This is a genomic window from Actinocorallia aurea, from assembly GCF_054783995.1.
Window position 1 is genome coordinate 326385 of the sequence record NZ_BAAGPQ010000014.1, and the last position, 16970, is coordinate 343354.

The window sequence follows — 16970 nt, forward strand, 5'->3', positions numbered from 1 at the left end:
CGGTCTTATTTAAATAGGAAAGAAACCTGTTTAATATGCGGGATGTGGAACCGAACCTCATCCCCGTCCCGCGCTCGCTCGTGCCCGGGCAGGGCGTGCTCACGCTCGGCCCGGGCGCCACGCTGACGGCGCCGGACGGCCGCGCCGCCACCGCTCTGCGCGCCCTCCTGGACCGTGCCACGGGCCTGCCGTTCCCGGGGCCCGGGCCCGGCGCCCCCGCGACCCTCGCGCTCTTCCTCGACGGGCCGGCCTCCCTCGGCGACGAGGGCTACCTCCTCGACGTCACCGAGGAGGGCGCGGTGCTGCGCGCGCACACCGACGAAGGACTCTTCCGGGCCGTCCAGACGCTGCGCCAGCTGCTTCCCCCCGCGATCGAGTCCCCGGCGCCGGCGCCCGGGCCGTGGACGGTGCCGTGCGTCTCCGTCGAGGACGGCCCCCGGTACGCGTGGCGCGGCGTGATGCTGGACGTGGCCCGGCACTTCTTCGACGTGGCCGCGGTCAAGGCGTTCATCGACAGGGTGGTCCCGTACAAGTTCAACGTCCTGCACCTCCACCTCAGCGACGACCAAGGCTGGCGGCTGGAGGTGGACGGCTATCCCCGGCTCACCGAACACGGCGCCACCACGGCGGTCGGAGGACCGCCCGGAGGGTTCTTCAGCCAGGACGACTACAAGGAGATCGTCGCTTACGCGGGGGAGAGGTATCTGACGGTCGTCCCCGAGATCGACGTGCCCGGCCACACCCAGGCCGCGATGTCGAGCTACCCGTTCCTGTCGACGCAGGACGCGCCCGAGCTGTACGAGGGCGTCGAGGTCGGCTTCAGCGAGCTGGCCGTCCACCGCGACTCCACCTACGCGTTCCTCGACGAGGTCTTCGGGCAGGTCGCCGCCCTGAGTCCCGGCGGCCTCCTGCACATCGGCGGCGACGAGGCCCTGTCCACGACGGCCGAGGACTACGCCCACTTCATGGCGCGCGCTCTCCCCCTCGTGGGCGGGCGCGGCATGACCGCGGTCGCCTGGCAGGAGGCCGCCTCCGCGCCGGGGCTGCCCGCGGGCGTCCACCTGCAGTACTGGAGGCCGACGAGCGAGGAGGTGCCGGCGGCGCTGGTCGAGGCGGCGCGGGCCGGGGCGAGGCTCATCATGTCGCCGGCCGACCGGGTCTACCTCGACCAGAAGTACGCCGACGACACCGAGCTCGGGCTCCGGTGGGCCGGGACCGTGAGCGTCCGGCGGTCCTACGAGTGGGACCCCGAGGAGCTCGTGCCCGGCGCCGACGTCGCGGGCGTCGAGGCGCCGCTGTGGAGCGAGACGCTGCGGACCCTCGACGACATCGACCACATGCTGTTCCCCCGCCTGCCCGGTGTCGCCGACATCGCCTGGTCGGCCGCCCCCCGCGACTGGCCGTCCCACGTCCGCCGCCTCCGCGCGCACACCGCGCGCTGGGACGCCGCGGGGATCACCGCCTACTACCGGGCGCCCGAGCTGGAGGAGTAGCGGGCAAGGACCGGCGGAGCCCTGGTCAGTGGGCGTGGGTCCCGGAGTGGGAGAAGCCCACGACCGCCCACATGGCCAGGGCGCCCGCGACGGTGCACAGCAGGGTGAGCCGCGACGGGTGCCGCGCGTGCGCCTCGGGCAGGATGTCGGCGGTCGCCAGGTAGAGGAGGAAGCCCGCGAAGTAGCCCAGGTAGAGGCCGATGAGCTGCTCCGGGACGGGGAGCACGGTGCCGAGGGCCGCGCCGGCGATCGGGGCCGCCGCGTCGAGGCCGACCAGGATGAGCGGGAGCCGCCCCCGGGAGCCGTAGAGCGTCGCGAGCGTGAAGGTGTTGAACCCGTCGGCGAAGTCGTGCGCGATCACCGCGATCGCCACCGAGACGCCCACCGCGGTGCCCGCCTGGAAGCCGATCCCGATGCCGAAGCCGTCGAGCGCCGAGTGCAGGATCAGCCCGCCCGCGCTCAGCACGCCGACCTTCTGCAGGTCGTGTGCGTGCTGCCCGTACTCCGCCTCGTGCGCCCGGTGCAGCGCCAGCCCCCGCTCGACCACGTGGATCGTCAGGAATCCCGCCACCATCCCCACGCTCGCCGCCGGCACCCCGAGGACCTCGAACGATGCCTGCTCCATCGCCTCGGGCACCAGATCGAACCCCACGACGCCCAGCATCAGCCCCGCGGCGAATCCCAGCACCAGGTGCCGCCGGTCCCGCGTCCGCGCCGCCACCCACCCGCCGAACAGCGTGGCGAGCGCCGCAAGCGCGGCCACGAAGATCGGCATGGCTCCCTCGTCCGCATGATCACCGGATGTGATTCTCACTAGCTGCCCCGGGGCTGAGCTGCCGGAACCCCCGGGGAGCCCCCAACTTGGGAGCGCCGGAGGGAGAACGCGAAGTGGGAGGTTATGCCCGTGACCTGGGGCTTTGGGACGTTTCCTATTGACAGGGCGGCGGGGTTCTGTCGTAGTTGTCTGTTTAGTACGTGAGGCAGGTCACGTTTCGGGCGAGAGGGGCCCCCGTTGTTGTTTCGTGAGATGAAGGCGCAGGACGAGGCCGCCGCGGGACCCGGGCCGCTTGAGGGCTTCCGGGTGCTGGAAGTGGCCGGGCCGCACCCCGCGTCGTGGGCGGGCGCGGTGCTCGCCGGATGGGGCGCCGACCTCGTCGTGGTCGGCGGCGCCGGAAGCGGCGGGCACGGGACGGCCCGGGAAGGCCACCGCCTGGGCCTCGACCTGGAGACCGTCGGCGGCCGGGAGGTCTTCCACGACCTCCTGGTGCGCGCCGACGTCTTCCTCACCTGCCTCGCGCCCGCCGACCGGGCGCGCTGCGGCGTCGACCTCGCCGACGTCCGCCAGGACAACGCCCGGGTCGTCTACGCGGGAACGGGCGCCGGTCGACGCGCGGACGGCGAGGCCGACGCCCTTCCGGGCGTCCACCTCGCCGTCGGGATCGCGGCGGCCCTGCTGCGCAGGGAGCGGACCGGCGAGGTCCCCCCGCTCGACCTCGCCGCGCCCGCCAGGACCCTCGCCTGGTGGACCGAGGGCCACGCCGACGTCCGGGTGCTCGACCGGCCGGCCCGGGCGCTCTCGCACGCCGACGGGCCGACCGAGGAGATCCTCATGGACCTCGGGATGGGCTGGGACCGCATCATCGAACTGAAGGCCTCGGGGGCCGTCGAATGAACCCGTCAGACGGGCTCGGGCGCCCGCTCCGGCTCAGGGGTGCGGCCTCCGGCCTGGTGGCGGCCGGGAGACCGGCGGAGCAGCACGCCTCCGGCGATCAGCACCAGGCCGCCGAGGAGCAGGACGAGCGGGCCGGTGAGCTTCAGCAACTGGATCTTGGCGAGCGAGTCCTCGGTGCCGGAGACCAGGTCGGCCCGGCTCTCGTCGGTGAAGGTGAACTCGCCGGCCAGCGCGGACACCTCGGTGCCGTCGGCCACGTTCCGCAGGCGGGTGTCGATCTTCTGCACCTGGTTCACGGTGGACCCGGTGCGCGGCTCCACCCAGACGGTCACCTCGGAGTAGTAGACCTTCTCAGCGCTGACCGAGCCCTTGGCGCCCGCGCCGAAGAGGTAGGCCGGAACGTCCGACGGCGCGCCGAGCACCGCCCCGTCGATCTTCTGGGTGAACTTGTAGGCCTTGACGCCTTCGACGGTCTCCTCGCCGACGTACTCGGCCTTCCAGGTCCGCGCGGTCGAGGCGTCGAAGCGGGTGTAGTCCTTCTTCTCCAGCCGGTCGTTCGTCGGGAACATGAGCCCGAGGCCGGACTGCGAGATCGCCGTGTTGCCGTTCACGTGGGCGCTGCAGCAGGTCTTCAGCTCGGCGGTGCGCCGGTCGAAGGCCAGCCGCCACTCGCTCGCCGACATGACCTCCTCGTCCGACACCCGCTGGACCGCGGTGAAGGAGTCCCAGACGGCGATCTCGTCGGTGCTCTGGTCGGTGACGGACCGCGTGGTCGCAGTGATCATCATGGGGGCGCTGACCGGCCGGCCGGTGGCGAGGTCGAGGTACGTCGCGGAAGGGCCGGTCAACGTGGCCACGCCGTACCGGTCGTTGGGCGCTGCGATCAGCTTCGGGGCGACCTGGAAGCGCAGCAGCACCGCGAGCGCCACACCGAGGAAACCGAGCACCAGCAGCACGATGCCGATGGTTCTGCGCATGCGGGGGACCTCCGGGGGGACAGGGGCGATGAGTCTGAGTCCTGCGATCGTGACGGGGATCTCATTCGCTGCCATCGGCCCTGTTCCCAACCTTGCTTGTCTGCGCACACAACCGCGCTCTCACTACGGAGTGGTCATGGAGCCTGACACCCCCCGCGGGCTGCTGGGCGACCCGCAGCTCATGGCTTTCGTCGAGCACGGGCGCGAGGTCCTGTACCGGGAGGTCCCCGAGTACGCGGGCGTCCCGCAGGCCGATCTGCTCGCCGGGATGACCGAGGCGATCCGCGCCGCCGCCGCGGCGTTCGCCGAGAACCGCCCGCCGTCCGCGGCGGAGCTGGAGGTCGTCGCGCGGATCGGCGCGGCGCGCGCGAGGTCGGGCGTGCCGTTCCCGGCGCTCGTGCACGGCGCCCGCACCCTCGCGGTGCTGGCCCAGGAGTTCGTCCCGAACGAGCCGACCCAGTTGTGGTCGTGGGTCGTGCAGGCGCTGGAGGTCGCGAGCGAGGCGCACCGCCAGGTCGAGCAGGAGATCATGCGGGAGGACAGGTACCGCAGGGCCGCGTTCCTCACCGACCTGTTCGGCAGCCGGCTCGGCGGCGCGCGGCTGACGAAGCTCGCCGCGGAGTTCGGCCTCGACCCCGGCGAGCACTACGCGGCGTTCCGGGCGCGGATCCCGGCGGGCGAGGCGCGCCGCAGGTTCGAGTCGGGCGTCGACGGCGCCGGGCTGGCCGAGAGCCACCAGGGCGAACTCGTCGGCCTCATCGCGCACCGGCCGCGCCTGGACGGCGACGGGATCCTCGCGATGGGCCAGCGGATGCCGCTGGCGTCGGCGTCGTTCTCCTTCGCGCAGGCCTCGACGGTGCTGCGGGTCTCCTCGGCGTTCGGCATGACGGGCGTGGTGAACATCGAGGACGTGCCGCTGCTCGCCGCGGTGCTGGAGAGCCCCAACCTCACCGGCCTCGTCACCGACCGGTGCTTCGGGGCGATCCCGGCGGCGCAGCGAGAGCTGTTCACCGAGACGCTCACCGCCTACCTCGACCACGACCTCCACATCGCCGAGGCCGCCGCGAAGCTGCACGTCCACCCGAACACGCTGCGGTACCGGATCCGCAGGTTCGAGGAGCTGAGCGGCCTGCACCTGGAGCGGGTCGACGACCTCGTGACGGTCTGGTGGGCGCTGCAGTACGAACGGATCACCGACGCCTCGGCCCCCTCCCCGTGAGGGGGCGCGGGCCGACCGGAGGCCCGCGACGCGGCCGCTTGTCATCACGGACAAAGGAATTGGGACGCACGGCGATGCATGTCCGGCCGGGCCTTCCCTACGCTCGGGGGACCTGTCGGGACCGAGTGGGCGAGGAAGTCAATGACCACGTATCTGATTTCCGGGGTGGTAGGGATAGCCCTGGCTCTGGGCGCCACCACTGCGGTCGTCTACCAATCCGAGCGCGTCGAACCGCCGCGCTCGGAGCTCTACAACTACGGGACCCCCTGAGCCGCATCTGGCCGTACCTGCTGGGCACGGGCCTGGGCGTTCTCGCGCTCGGGCCCGCGCTCGCACCGGGGTTCACGCTCGCCTACGACATGGTGTTCGTGCCCCGGTGGCGGTTCGACGGTGCGCTGATCGGCCTCGCCGGAGCGCCGCCGCGCGCGGTGCCGAGCGATCTGCTGGCCGCCGTGCTCACCGCGCTCCTGCCCGGTTCGCTCGCGCAGAAGCTCGTCCTCCTGACGATCTTCGTGCTCGCCTGCGCGGGCGCCGTCCGGCTGACGCGCGGCCTGCCGCCCGGGGCCCGGGTGGCCGCCGCGGTCTTCTACTGCTGGAACCCCTTCGTCGCCGAGCGCCTGCTGCTGGGCCAGTGGGCTCTGCTGCTCGGCTACGCCGGGCTGCCCTGGGCGGTCGACGCGGCCCGGCGGGGGCGCCGCCGGGCGACGGTCGCGGCGCTGCTGCCGGCGGCGGCGGGCGGTTTCATGGCGATGATCGTCACCCTTCCCGCGGTGCTGGCGTGCGGGAAGCGGCGGCTGTTCACCGCCGCGGTCTGGACGGCCCTCAGCCTGCCCTGGCTGCTCCCGGCCCTGTTGCGCGACGTGCCCGCCGATCCCGTCGGCGCGCAGGTGTTCGCCTCCCGGGCGGACACCCCGTTCGGCGTGGTCGGCAGCCTGCTCTGCCTTTCGGGGGTCTGGAACGCCGAGGTGGTCCCGGCGGGCTACGAACTTCCCGTCTTCGCGGTGCCGCGGCTGGCGCTGGCCCTCGCGCTGACCTGGTTCGGCGCGCGGGCCTGCCGTCCGCTGGCCGTCGCCGCGGGCACGGGGCTCGCCGTGGCGCTGTGCGAGCCGCTCGCACCGGGCCTGCTGGGGTCGCTCATCGGGTTCTGGCCGGGCTTCGCGGTGCTGCGCGACGCCCAGCAGTTCGCGGCGCCGCTGGCCCTGCTCCAGGCGGTCGGGATGGCCGCCCTGGTCGGACGCCTCCGCGCGGGGCTGGCGCCGCTGGCCGTCGCCGCGCCGGTGGTGCTCCTGCCGGGGCTGCTGTTCGGCGGGCTCGGCAGGCTCGCGGCGGTCCCGTACCCGGCGGCCTTCGCCGAGGCGCGGGAGCTGATGGCGGCCGACCGCCTTCCCGGCGACGTCCTGCTGCTGCCGTGGCACGCCCACCGCTCCTATCCGTGGAACGGCGGGCGGGGCTCGCTCGACCCGCTCGTCCGCTACCTCCCGCGCGAGGTCGTGTTCAACGACGCGGTCCGGGTCGGCGCCACCACGGTCCCCGCCGAGGACCCGCGGGCGGCGGCGCTGACCCCGCTGGTGGAGTCCGCGGCCCCGCTGACGGACCCGCTGCGCGAGGCGGGCTTCCGTTATGTCGTCGTCGACGCCGAGACCGACGGGTTCGGCGACCGGTTCCCGGGGCTCGCCCCCGTCCTGGCCGGGCCCGACCTGACGCTGTACGTGCTGGACCCCGAGAAGGGCTGACCGAGTGAGCACCGAACCCGCGATCCCGGCGGCCGATCCGCCGCTGCGGCACCGCCTGCGCCTGTGCGCGGCGGGCCTCCTGCTGGTCACCCTGGTCTTCCTGACGCGTCCGGGCGAGCTGCTCGCCGACACCAAGATCGACTTCGCGCTGGACCCCGTGCACTTCGTCGCCAGGTCGCTGCACGCCTGGGACGTCAACCAGTTCGGCCAGGTCCAGAACCAGGCCAACGGCTACCTGTTCCCCATGGCCGAGTTCTTCCTCGGCGGCAGACTGCTCGGGCTCGAAGGCTGGGTGGTGCAGCGGCTGTGGATGGCGGTGCTCGCCGTCACCGCCTTCGCCGGGCTGTACCGGCTGGCCGGGCGGCTCGGCATCGGCACCCCGGACACCCGGATGATCGCCGCGCTCTCCTACGCGCTGGCCCCGCGCGTCCTGTCCGACCTCGGCGTGCTGTCCTCGGAGGTCCAGCCGATCGCGCTGCTGCCGTGGATCCTGCTGCCGCTGGCCACCGCCGCGCGCGGCGGCGGCCGGATCGGCTGCGCGGCGCGCTCCGCGCTCGCCGTGGCGCTGTGCGGCGGGGTGAACGCGGCATCGGTCGTCGCGGTCCTCGTCGTGCCGCTCGTCTTCATCGTGACGCGCGACGGTGAGGCCCGCCGCTGGCGGCTCCTGGGCTGGTGGACGGCCATGGTCGCGGCGGCCACCCTGTGGTGGACGGTCCCGCTCGTCGTCATGGGCCGGTACGGGTTCTCGTTCCTGCCCTACACCGAGAACGCCGAGACGATCACCCCCGTCACCTCCCTGCTCAACGTGCTGCGCGGCACTCCCGACTGGGTCGCCTGGCTGGCCGGCAGCGGCGGCCCGACCCTGCCCGTCGGCAACGTGCTGGCGGCCTCGCCGTGGATGATCCTGCTCACCGCGCTCGTCGCGGCGGCCGGGCTCGCGGGCCTCCTGCGGCGCGACGCCCCCGAGCGGTTCTTCCTCGCCATCACCCTGCTGATCGGGATCGCCGTGCTCACCGCGGGCCACATCGGCACGCTGGAGCCGGCCCTCGCGGGGCCCGTGCGCGACCTCCTGGACGGGCCGCTGGCCGCGCTGCGCAACCTCCGCAAGTTCGACCCGGTGCTGCGGTTGCCGCTCGCCCTCGGCCTCGCCCACCTGCTCGCGCACCTGCGGCCGAAGGCCGTCGCCGCCGTCGCCGTGGCGCTCGCCGCGACGGCCGCGCCCGCCGTCCAGATCGGGCTCGCCGGACCCGGCCCGGTCAGGCAGGTCCCCGCCTACTGGACCGACGCGGCGTCCTGGCTCAACGCCAGGACCGGGCAGCAGGCCGTGCTGTCGCTGCCCGGCTCGCGGTTCGCCGAATACCTGTGGGGCCGCCCCCTGGACGAGCCGCTCCAGCAGTTCTCGCACGTCCGCTGGGTGCAGCGGCAGATCGGCGCGGCCGGATCGACCGGACTGACCCGGCTGCTGGACGCCGTCGACCGGCGCGTCGCCACGGGACGCGGCGGCACTGGCCTCGCCGAGGTGCTCGGCCGCCTCGGCGTCCGCTTCGTGGTGGTCCGCAATGACCTGGACCGGGTCGAGCTGACCGGCGCCTGGCCCGCCCGCGTCCATCAGGCCCTTAACGACTCGCCGGGCCTGGCGAAGGTCGCCGAGTTCGGCCCGCCCACCACCGGCGGCTACAGCACCGACGACGCGGTCGGCGGCCTCGACCAGCCGTACCCGGCGCTGGAGGTCTACGAGGTGGCCGGGTACGCCCCGCCGGTCACCCTCCGGAGCGCCGACGACCTCCTGCGCGTCGCCGGGGCGCCCGAGGCCCTCCTCGACCTCGCCGACGAGGGCCTCCTGGACGACGACCGCCCGACCGTCCTCGGCGACGACGCCGAAGGCCTGCCCTCCGGGGAGCCCGCCGCGACCGTCGGCACGGACTCGCTGCGCTCCCGGCTGCGCCACTTCGGCCTGCTCCGGACCGGTCTGTCGCCCACCCTCACCGAGGACGAGGAGCCGTCGGACTACCTGGAGCCGTCGTGGACGGCCTACCGCACCACCGCGCGGTACACCGGGGTGCGCGGGGTGTCGGCGTCGACGTCGGCCTCCGATCCCGACGCGCTGGCCGCCCAGCAGCAGGCCGGGTCCCTGCCCTTCGCGGCCCTCGACGACGACCTGCGCACCTCCTGGCGGTCCGGCGGCTGGTCCGGCGCGGCCGGGCAGTGGTGGCGGGCCGACTTCGACGCGGCCCGCGACGTCACCGGCACCCGGGCCGTCTTCGTGCCGGACGACGCGCTCGGCCCCGCGCCCGTGCGGATCGCGGTCGAGACCGAGGCGGGGAGCCGCGAGCAGACCGTCCGCACCGACCGGGAGGAGCAGGTCCTGCTCACCCCGCCGGGCCTGACCTCGTGGCTGCGGATCCGGTTCGTCGGCTTCACCAAGGCCGAGGCCGCGGACCTCGGCGCGTCCGTCGCGCTGTCGGAGGTGCGGGTCCCCGGCGTCCAGGCCTCCCGCACGCTCAAGGCCCCCGACGTCGCCGCGACCTTCTGGGCGTTCTCCCGCGAGTCCGACGAGTCGTCGGCGTGCATGCGCGGCGCGGACCGGTGGATCTGCCACTGGTCGCTGGAGAAGGGCGGCGAGGAGGCCTACGGCTTCGACCGGACCTTCACCGCGGCGGCCGGGCGGGTGCGGCTGACCGGCCGCGCGGTGCTGCGCCAGACCGAGCTGGTCGACCACTACACGCGGCTCAAGCCGCTGCCCGAGGCCGGCGCGAGCAGCCAGGCCGTCGACGGGGCCGCGACCTGGGCCCGCGCAGCCTTCGACGACGACCCCTCCACCACCTGGCTTCCCGACCCGGACGACGACGAGCCGACCCTGACGCTCCGCTGGGCCGACCGCAAGAAGATCACCCGGATCGCGGTCGAGCGCCCGCCCGCGGCCGAGGTGCCGATGCAGGTGTACGTCACCGGCGGCGACGGCACGGTGCGCGGCGGCGTCCTCGACGACACCGGCGTGCTGCGCTTCGCGGCGCTGCGCACCGACAGCCTGCGGATCACCTTCGCCACGGCCGCCGAGAACGTCCAGATCACCGACGTCCGGGTGCCCGGCGTGCCGGAGATCCGCACCACGCCCGACGCCGACTTCGCGCTGCCGTGCGGGTTCGGCCCGGTCCTCGACGTCAACGGGGTCCAGGTGAACACCCGCGCCGAGGGCTCCTACGGCGACGTGCTGGCCGGACGGCCTCTGCGGTTCACCTCGTGCGGGAAGGCGGGTCTCGCGGAAGGCGTGAACCGCGTCACCGCCTCGCGCTACGGGCAGTACCGCGTCGACGGGCTCGTCGTCGGCGGCGAGGCGCTGCCCGAGCCGTCCGGAGAACCGGCGGGGACGGCCCGGGCCACGTCGTGGGAGGCGACCTCCCGGACCGTCGAGGTGAACGCCGACAAGGACGCGCTGCTCGTCTCCGGGGAGAACTTCAATCCCGGCTGGAAGGCCGTCGCCGGGGGCGCCGAACTCGTTCCGGTGCAGCTGGACGGCTGGCGTCAGGCGTGGTGGGTCCCGGCCGGGACGCAGGGCACGGTCACGCTGGAGTTCGTCCCGGACAAGGCCTATCGGGCGGCGCTCCTCGCGGGCGCGGCCGGACTCGTCCTGGTCGGCGCGATCGCGGTGCTCCGGCGGCGTCCGGCCCGGCGCGCGGGGACCTCGGCCGCCCCGGTCGCCCTTCCGGCGCTGGCCGCCGTGCCGCTCGGCGCGGCGGCGGGCTACTGGACGGCCTCCTGGCCCGGAGCCGTGATCGGGGCGCTCGCCGTCCTCCTGCCCCGGGTCGGCGTGCCCAGGCTCGGGCTCCCGCGGCTCGACCCGTCGAGCCTGGCCCCGTCCTGGGCCGCCGCCCTGCTACTGGGCCTTGCGGGGGCCTCCGCCGCTCTGGGCGGCCTCACGGGAGCGCGCGCGCCGGCGGAGACCGTTGCCCAGCTGCTGTGCTGCGCCGTGCTCGGCCTGCTGGTCGCCGCCGCGGCGCACCGTCCAGCGGGTGCCGAGCCGCCGGACCGGCTCCTCGAAGAACCGGTGGGACAGCCCGGCGGCCGGGAGGGTGACCAGCAGGGTGAGGACGAGCAGGACACCGAAGGCGAAGGGCAGCGTGTGCAGCCGGGGTCCAAGGATCCGGACGAGGACGAGCAGGAGGAGCGCGTGCCAGAGGTAGATCCCGTAGGAGACGCGTCCGATCCAGGCCATGGGGCGGCTGCCGAAGAAGACGGCGAGCCTATGGCGGTTGTCGGGACGCAGCGCCAGCGGGGCGACGACCAGGACTGAGACGGCCCCGTACAGCAGGACCCGGAAGACCGACGGCCAGAACATGTCGTAGCCGAAGTTCAGCCCGAACGGCCCCGTCAGCTCGGTGCAGGAGATGAGGTAGAACAGGCCCGCCGCCGTCCAGCACTCCGGGAGCGCCGCCCCGACGCCCTGGCACAGCCGCCGGGCGGGCCCGGAAGGCTCGGCGGCGGCCCACGCCGCGACCACGGCCAGCGCCATGCCCAGCGTGAACCACGGAAGGCTCCGCGGCAGCCACATGCTGAGCGTCGGCCGCCACTCCGGGAAGTACGTGAAGTACTGGTAGACGAGGTGCACCGGGTACAGGGCGGCCAGGCCCAGCAGGACCCTCCGCGCGCGGTCCGAGGGCGCGGCACGGCGTCCGGCGAAGGCGCCGAGGGCCGCCCCGAGCAGCGGCAGGACCAGGTAGAACGACATCTCCACCGAGATCGTCCACAGGTGGTAGATGCCGGTTGGGCCGGTGCCGGGCCACCAGGGCGAGAAGTCGTAGATGCTCACCATGCCGAGCAGCTCGGCCCACGTGCGCCACTCGCCGACGTGCTCGGGGTTGAACGCGAACAGGCCGATCGCGACCGCCAGCCAGAACGCCGGGACGATCCGCCAGAACCTGCGCCACAGGTACGGGACCGTGGCGGGCCGGGCGTTCCCCGCGAACAGCGCCTTCGCCCACGGCCGGTACAGCAGCATGCCGGAGAGCACGAAGAAGACCGCGACCCCGATGTCGCCGTGGCCCAGGAACCGGGGGACGAACGACAGCCCGGCCGTCTCGCCCGACTCGCCCGCGACGTGCAGCACCACCACCGTCAGCGCGGCGACCCCGCGCACGCCGTCGAGGGAGTCCTGATGGGTTGCGGAGACAGGTCCGGACGACATCAGCCCAGGGTGCCCCCGCCGGGCCGCCCGGCTCATTGGTGAGCCGACCAAAATTGCTCGTGATGCACCATAGTGACCTCGACGCCGCCGCGTGACTACGTTCAGGCTGCCCCCAGGGAAGAGAGTCCGCCGATGAGCCCGATCACGGTCGAAGTCGTCGTCCCGGCCTTCAACGAGGCCGAGCGGCTGCCGCGCGGGCTCGACCTGCTCTGCCGCAGGCTCGCCCAGCTCCCCGTGCGCGCCTCGGTCCTGGTCGTCGACAACGGCAGCACCGACGGGACCGCCGACATCGTCCGGGGCTGGCCGGCCGGGACCGTCGACGTCCGGCTCCTGCACTGCGCCGAGCGGGGCAAGGGCGCCGCCGTGCGGGCCGGTCTCCTCTCGTCGCGCGCCGGGATCGTCGGGTTCTGCGACGCCGACATGGCCACCGACCCCACCGTCCTGCGGACCTTCCTGGCGCTGCTGCGCACCCACCCCGTCGTCATCGCCTCCCGCACCCATCCGGGCTCGGACGTCCAGGCGAGGCACAGCAGGGTCCGCTCCAGCAGCGCGCTGCTCTTCCGGCGGCTCTCCCGGATCCTCGTCCCCGGCGTCGGCGACACCCAGTGCGGGTTCAAGTTCTTCCACGGCGACCTCGTGCGCGAGGCGGCCCGCACCCTGCACAGCCGGGGGTTCGCCTTCGACGTCGAACTCCTCGCCCGGTGCGCCCGCCTCGGCGCGGCCCCCCTGGAGGTGCCGGTCACCTGGCAGGACGTGCCGGGCTCGAAGTTCTCGGTGCTCCACCACGGCCTGCCCGTCCTCGCCGAACTGGCCCGGATGTGGATCGTGCTGCCCCGCCGGCCGAAGCCCGCCCGCACGAGCGCGCCGGACGAGCGCGCGGCGGCCCCGGCGCTGATCAGGCCCGCCGCGTGACCTCCCTACGGCCGCGGCGGATCGCCGTCGTGAACTGGCGCGACCCCTGGCACCGCGACGCCGGGGGCGCGGAGACCTACGCCTGGCAGGTCGCGACCCGGCTCGCCGCCGAAGGCGCCTCGGTCACCTACCTGACGGCCCGCGGCCCCGGCCAGACCCGCGGCGCCCACGCCGACGGGGTGCGCGTGGTGAGGCTGGGCGGCACCTTCGGCGTCTACCCCCGGGTCCTCGCCTGGCTCGCCCTCCGGCGCTTCTCCTTCGACGGCGTGGTCGACTGCCAGAACGGCATCCCGTTCTTCACCCCGTGGGTCATGCCCCGCAGGACGCCCGTCGTCTGCGTCGTCCACCACGTCCACGACCGGCAGTTCGGCGAGTACCTCCCCGCGCCCGTCGCGCGGCTCGGCCGGTTCCTGGAGGGACCCGCGGCCCGCCTGGCGTACCGGCGGCGGACCACCGCCGCCGTGTCCCCCTCGACGATCCTGGCGATGCGGGCGCGGCTCGGCTGGGAGGGCGAGATCCATCTCGTCCCGAACGGCACCGACCCCGTCGCGGGCGCGTCCGGCACGTCCGAGGGCCGGGAGCGCACCACGGAGCCGACGATCGTGTGCGTCGGGCGGCTGGTCCGGCACAAGCGGCTCGAACTCGTCGTGGAGGCCGCCGAGAGGCTGCGGGAGGAGTTCCCCGGCCTCGTCGTCCGGATCGTCGGCAAAGGGCCCGACCGGGAGCGCCTGGAGGCGCTGGCGGACGCGCGCGGCCTCGCCGGGACCGTCCACTTCGAGGGGTTCGTGAGCGACGAGCGCAAGACCGAACTCCTCGCCGAGGCGTGGCTCCACGTGGCCGCGTCGGCGGGCGAGGGCTGGGGCCTGGGCGTCGTGGAGGCCGCCGCGCACGGCGTTCCCACGGTCGCGCCCGACGTCGACGGGCTGCGCGACTCCGTCCGGGACGGGATCACCGGCTGGCTCGCCCCGAGCGCCGAGGCGTTCGCCGAGACCGTCCGCGCCGCCCTCAAGGAGATCGCCGACCCCGTCCGCAGGTCGGAGCTGGACATAGCCTGCAAGGAGTGGGCCGCGCGGTTCGACTGGGACTTCACCGCCCGCCGGATCGCCGCCCTCCTCGAACCGCCGAACCGCCCAGGAGCACCATGACCGCCGGTCCCGCCCTCGCCCGAGCCCTGCCCCGGCCCCTGCTCGGCCGGCTGGTCCGGGCGCTCTACCCGCGGCTGGAACCCGAACTCGCGCGGTTCGCCGAGTTCGTCCCGCGCGGGGGCACCGCCGTGGACGCGGGCGGCTGGTTCGGCCCCTGGACCCGGCGGCTGCTGGCCCACGCGGACAAGGTCGTGACGATCGAGGCGGACCCGTCGATGGCCCGGATGCTCGCCCGGACCTTCCCCCGGGCCGAGGTCGTCGCCGCGGCGGTCTCCGAGCACCCCGGCACCGCGTCCTTCGCCGCCACCCCCGGCAGCAGGCTGGCCGGGACGTCCAAGGTCACGAGCACGGCCCGCAGCGGCACCGCGGTCCTCGAAGCGCCCGAAGGGCAGCCGGTGCCCTGCGTCCGGATCGACGATCTCGGGCTCACCGACGTCCGGTTCCTCAAACTCGACATCGAGGGCCACGAACTGCCCGCGCTGCGCGGAGCGGCCGAGACCGTCCGGCGGGACCGCCCGGTGATCCTGCTGGAACTCGAGGCGCGCCACCAGCCGATCGCCCCGGTCGTCGACCTGCTCGCGTCCTGGGGCTACCGGGGAGAGGTCCTGGTCGCGGGGGAATGGACCCCGCTCGCGGACTTCGATCTGGAAGGCCACCAGCGCGCTCACGTCGGCGACCTCGACCGGGGCTTCCTGCGGCGGGCGCTGCGGCCCGAACCCCGCTACGTCAACTCGGTGCTCTTCCGCGCCTGAGCGGGCGCCAGCACCCCGGCCCCGGCCACCAGGACGTCGGCGAGGACCAGCGCGACCCGGACCGCCACGGCCACGGCCAGCGCCGCCGAGCCGCCCAACGCGGGCGTCAGGCCGAGCACGAGCGCCCCGTCCAGGACGCCGAGGCCCGCCGGGGCCAGCACGACCAGGATGCCGCCCGCCCACGCCAGCGCGTAGGCGCCGACGGCTACCGGCCACAGCGACCACGCGGTGCCGCCCGGCGCGACCGCGTCCGCCAGCACCCACACGGCGCTGCCCCACAGCAGCCAGCCCAGGACCGTCCAGGCGGCGGCGCGCAGCATCCCCGCCCCGCTCGCCCGGTGCTCGGGCGCCGGGCGCTTCAGCAGCCGCGACGGCACCGCGAGGGCCCACGCCAGCACCCGCGGATGCAGGCCGCACACGACGAGCGCCAGCACCGGCCAGAACACGCCGGGCAGCCGGGCCGCCGCGAGGGCGAGCGCGCAGCCGAGCGTCAGCGCCAGCGAGATCGTCGCGGAACCGACCGTCCGGGCGGGCGGCACGTCCCGGTCGCGGGCGAGATCGGCCATCCCGACCATCGCCCACACCGAGCCGGGCACGTACTTGCCGAGCTGCCCGATGAACATGATCCGCGCCGCGGCCGGGACCGGGAGCGGCGACCCGAGGTCGGCGAGCACGGTCCGCCACGCCAGCATCATCGCGACCAGCCCGAGCACGACCAGCGCCAGCGCCGCGCCGAACGCGGACAGGGACAGGGCGCCGAGGGCGGTCGCCAGATCGGCCCGGTCGAGGTAGATCCGGCGGGCCAGGAAGCCGACGGCGCACAGGCCGAGCACCGGCCGCAGGAACCGCCTCACGCGCTCCGCCTCCGCACTCGGCGGGCCGCGCGCGCGAGCACCGCGCCCGCCACCGCGAGGACGGCGCCCGCGCCCGCCGCCGAGGCGGGCCCGACGACCCGCACCAGGCGGACATGGGCGGCCTGGTCCTCGGCCCGGCGCAGGGCCGTGCGACGGTCGTCCCCGGTGAGCCGGACGTCGAAGTGGGAGAGGACCACGGGCTCGGCGCCCTGCGCGCGCAGCGTCACGGTCGTCTCCTCGGCGCGGTCGACGGGGATGCCCGTCCGGGGGTCCACCCAGACCGTGATCACCGCTGCGTAGGCTCTCTCGACGTCATACTTAGCGCCCTTCTTCAGCCCGAGGAAGGAGCCCGAGACACCCTTGAGCTCACCGACAGTGGTCGATGGTATGCGCTGGATGTACTTGAACGTCCGCATTCCGGAGAGGGTCGCCTCGCCGGCGAAGCCCGCGCCCCACGTCCTGCCGGTGACGGTGTCGAAGACCTGGTAGGTGGCGGCCCGCGCTCCGTCGAGCGGCCACAGGTAGCCGAGGCCCGTCTGGGGCACCCCGGTGTCCTTGGCGACGAACGCGCCGCAGCAGTTCGACAGCTCCGCCGTCCGCCGGTCGAACGCCAGCCGCCACGTCCCGGTCGAGAGGACGGTCCTGCGCCGGGCGTCGACGGTCTCGGTGAGGGAGTCCCAGACCGCGGTCCGGCTCGTGCTCAGCGAGGAGACCCCGGTGATCGACCTCTCGGTCCGCACCCGCGCTCCGGTGATCCGCCGCCCGTCCGCCAGGTTCAGGTACTCCCCGGTCCCGTCGAGCACCCACTCGTCCTCGACCCCGACCGGCGCCTTGACCATCCGCTCCCCGGCCCCGCCCCACACCAGCACAGCCGCGGACACCCCGAACGCCCCGGTGGCCATGAGTCCCGCGGACACCGCCCGCACCCGCTCCGACCTGCCCATCCTCCGATCTTCCCGGCCCCGCCGGGCCCCGACCACATCCCCGCCCCCAACGTCCTTTGTGCCACGGCACATGGGCGCAAAAGAAAC

Annotated in this window: 12 protein-coding genes and 1 pseudogene; 8 read left to right on the plus strand and 5 right to left on the minus strand. The window is 74.3% G+C overall.

The genetic code is table 11. The features are described 5' to 3' along the window. The first annotated feature begins 44 nt into the window (after positions 1 to 44). Complete coding sequence (locus ACYVOM_RS19320; RefSeq protein WP_460304807.1) at positions 45 to 1493, plus strand: beta-N-acetylhexosaminidase; 1449 nt, start codon at positions 45 to 47, stop codon at positions 1491 to 1493. 25 nt (positions 1494 to 1518) lie between these two features. On the opposite strand, the gene ACYVOM_RS19325 is transcribed toward ACYVOM_RS19320, so the two are convergent. Beyond that, positions 1519 to 2268 (minus strand): ZIP family metal transporter, encoded by a 750-nt coding sequence (locus ACYVOM_RS19325; RefSeq protein ID WP_460304808.1) that lies wholly within the window; start codon positions 2266 to 2268, stop codon positions 1519 to 1521. Positions 2269 to 2505: 237 nt separating this feature from the next. Here ACYVOM_RS19325 and ACYVOM_RS19330 point away from each other — a divergent pair, with 237 nt between their 5' ends. Beyond that, the gene (locus tag ACYVOM_RS19330; RefSeq protein WP_460304809.1) at positions 2506 to 3165 is read left to right on the plus strand and encodes a CoA transferase; all 660 of its coding nucleotides are present in this window, start codon (positions 2506 to 2508) and stop codon (positions 3163 to 3165) included. Between the two features lie 5 nt (positions 3166 to 3170). Here the strand turns inward: ACYVOM_RS19330 and ACYVOM_RS19335 are convergent, their stop codons facing one another. Then, complete coding sequence (locus ACYVOM_RS19335; protein WP_460304810.1) at positions 3171 to 4142, minus strand: PorA family protein; 972 nt, start codon at positions 4140 to 4142, stop codon at positions 3171 to 3173. Between the two features lie 136 nt (positions 4143 to 4278). Here ACYVOM_RS19335 and ACYVOM_RS19340 point away from each other — a divergent pair, with 136 nt between their 5' ends. The 3 genes and pseudogenes from ACYVOM_RS19340 to ACYVOM_RS19350 all read left to right on the plus strand — a co-directional run. Next, a complete protein-coding gene (locus tag ACYVOM_RS19340; RefSeq protein WP_460304811.1) occupies positions 4279 to 5361 on the plus strand; it encodes a PucR family transcriptional regulator in 1083 nt (360 codons plus the stop codon). A gap of 359 nt (positions 5362 to 5720) precedes the next feature. Next, the gene (locus ACYVOM_RS19345; protein ID WP_460304812.1) at positions 5721 to 7094 is read left to right on the plus strand and encodes a hypothetical protein; all 1374 of its coding nucleotides are present in this window, start codon (positions 5721 to 5723) and stop codon (positions 7092 to 7094) included. A 4-nt stretch (positions 7095 to 7098) separates the two neighbouring features. Then, positions 7099 to 10149 (plus strand): annotated as a pseudogene (locus tag ACYVOM_RS19350) (alpha-(1->3)-arabinofuranosyltransferase domain-containing protein); the annotation flags it as partial. A gap of 819 nt (positions 10150 to 10968) precedes the next feature. On the opposite strand, the gene ACYVOM_RS19355 reads toward ACYVOM_RS19350, so the two are convergent. Next, on the minus strand, positions 10969 to 12276 hold the full coding sequence (locus ACYVOM_RS19355; protein ID WP_460304813.1) for an acyltransferase family protein: 1308 nt from the start codon (positions 12274 to 12276) through the stop codon (positions 10969 to 10971). Between the two features lie 132 nt (positions 12277 to 12408). Here ACYVOM_RS19355 and ACYVOM_RS19360 point away from each other — a divergent pair, with 132 nt between their 5' ends. The 3 genes from ACYVOM_RS19360 to ACYVOM_RS19370 are packed head-to-tail and all read left to right on the plus strand — an operon-like array spanning position 12409 to position 15085. Further along, complete coding sequence (locus ACYVOM_RS19360; protein ID WP_460304814.1) at positions 12409 to 13188, plus strand: glycosyltransferase; 780 nt, start codon at positions 12409 to 12411, stop codon at positions 13186 to 13188. Continuing rightward, complete coding sequence (locus ACYVOM_RS19365) at positions 13185 to 14333, plus strand: glycosyltransferase family 4 protein (RefSeq protein WP_460304815.1); 1149 nt, start codon at positions 13185 to 13187, stop codon at positions 14331 to 14333. The genes ACYVOM_RS19360 and ACYVOM_RS19365 overlap by 4 nt, the downstream gene beginning before the upstream one ends. Next, on the plus strand, positions 14330 to 15085 hold the full coding sequence (locus tag ACYVOM_RS19370) for an FkbM family methyltransferase (protein WP_460304816.1): 756 nt from the start codon (positions 14330 to 14332) through the stop codon (positions 15083 to 15085). Before ACYVOM_RS19365 ends, ACYVOM_RS19370 begins: the two co-directional genes overlap by 4 nt. Here the strand turns inward: ACYVOM_RS19370 and ACYVOM_RS19375 are convergent. Further along, a complete protein-coding gene (locus tag ACYVOM_RS19375) occupies positions 15055 to 15939 on the minus strand; it encodes a lysylphosphatidylglycerol synthase domain-containing protein (RefSeq protein ID WP_460304817.1) in 885 nt (294 codons plus the stop codon). The two genes, ACYVOM_RS19370 and ACYVOM_RS19375, sit on opposite strands and share 31 nt — an antisense overlap. Next, positions 15936 to 16883 (minus strand): porin PorA family protein, encoded by a 948-nt coding sequence (locus ACYVOM_RS19380; RefSeq protein ID WP_460304818.1) that lies wholly within the window; start codon positions 16881 to 16883, stop codon positions 15936 to 15938. Before ACYVOM_RS19380 ends, ACYVOM_RS19375 begins: the two co-directional genes overlap by 4 nt. Positions 16884 to 16970: the final 87 nt, after the last annotated feature.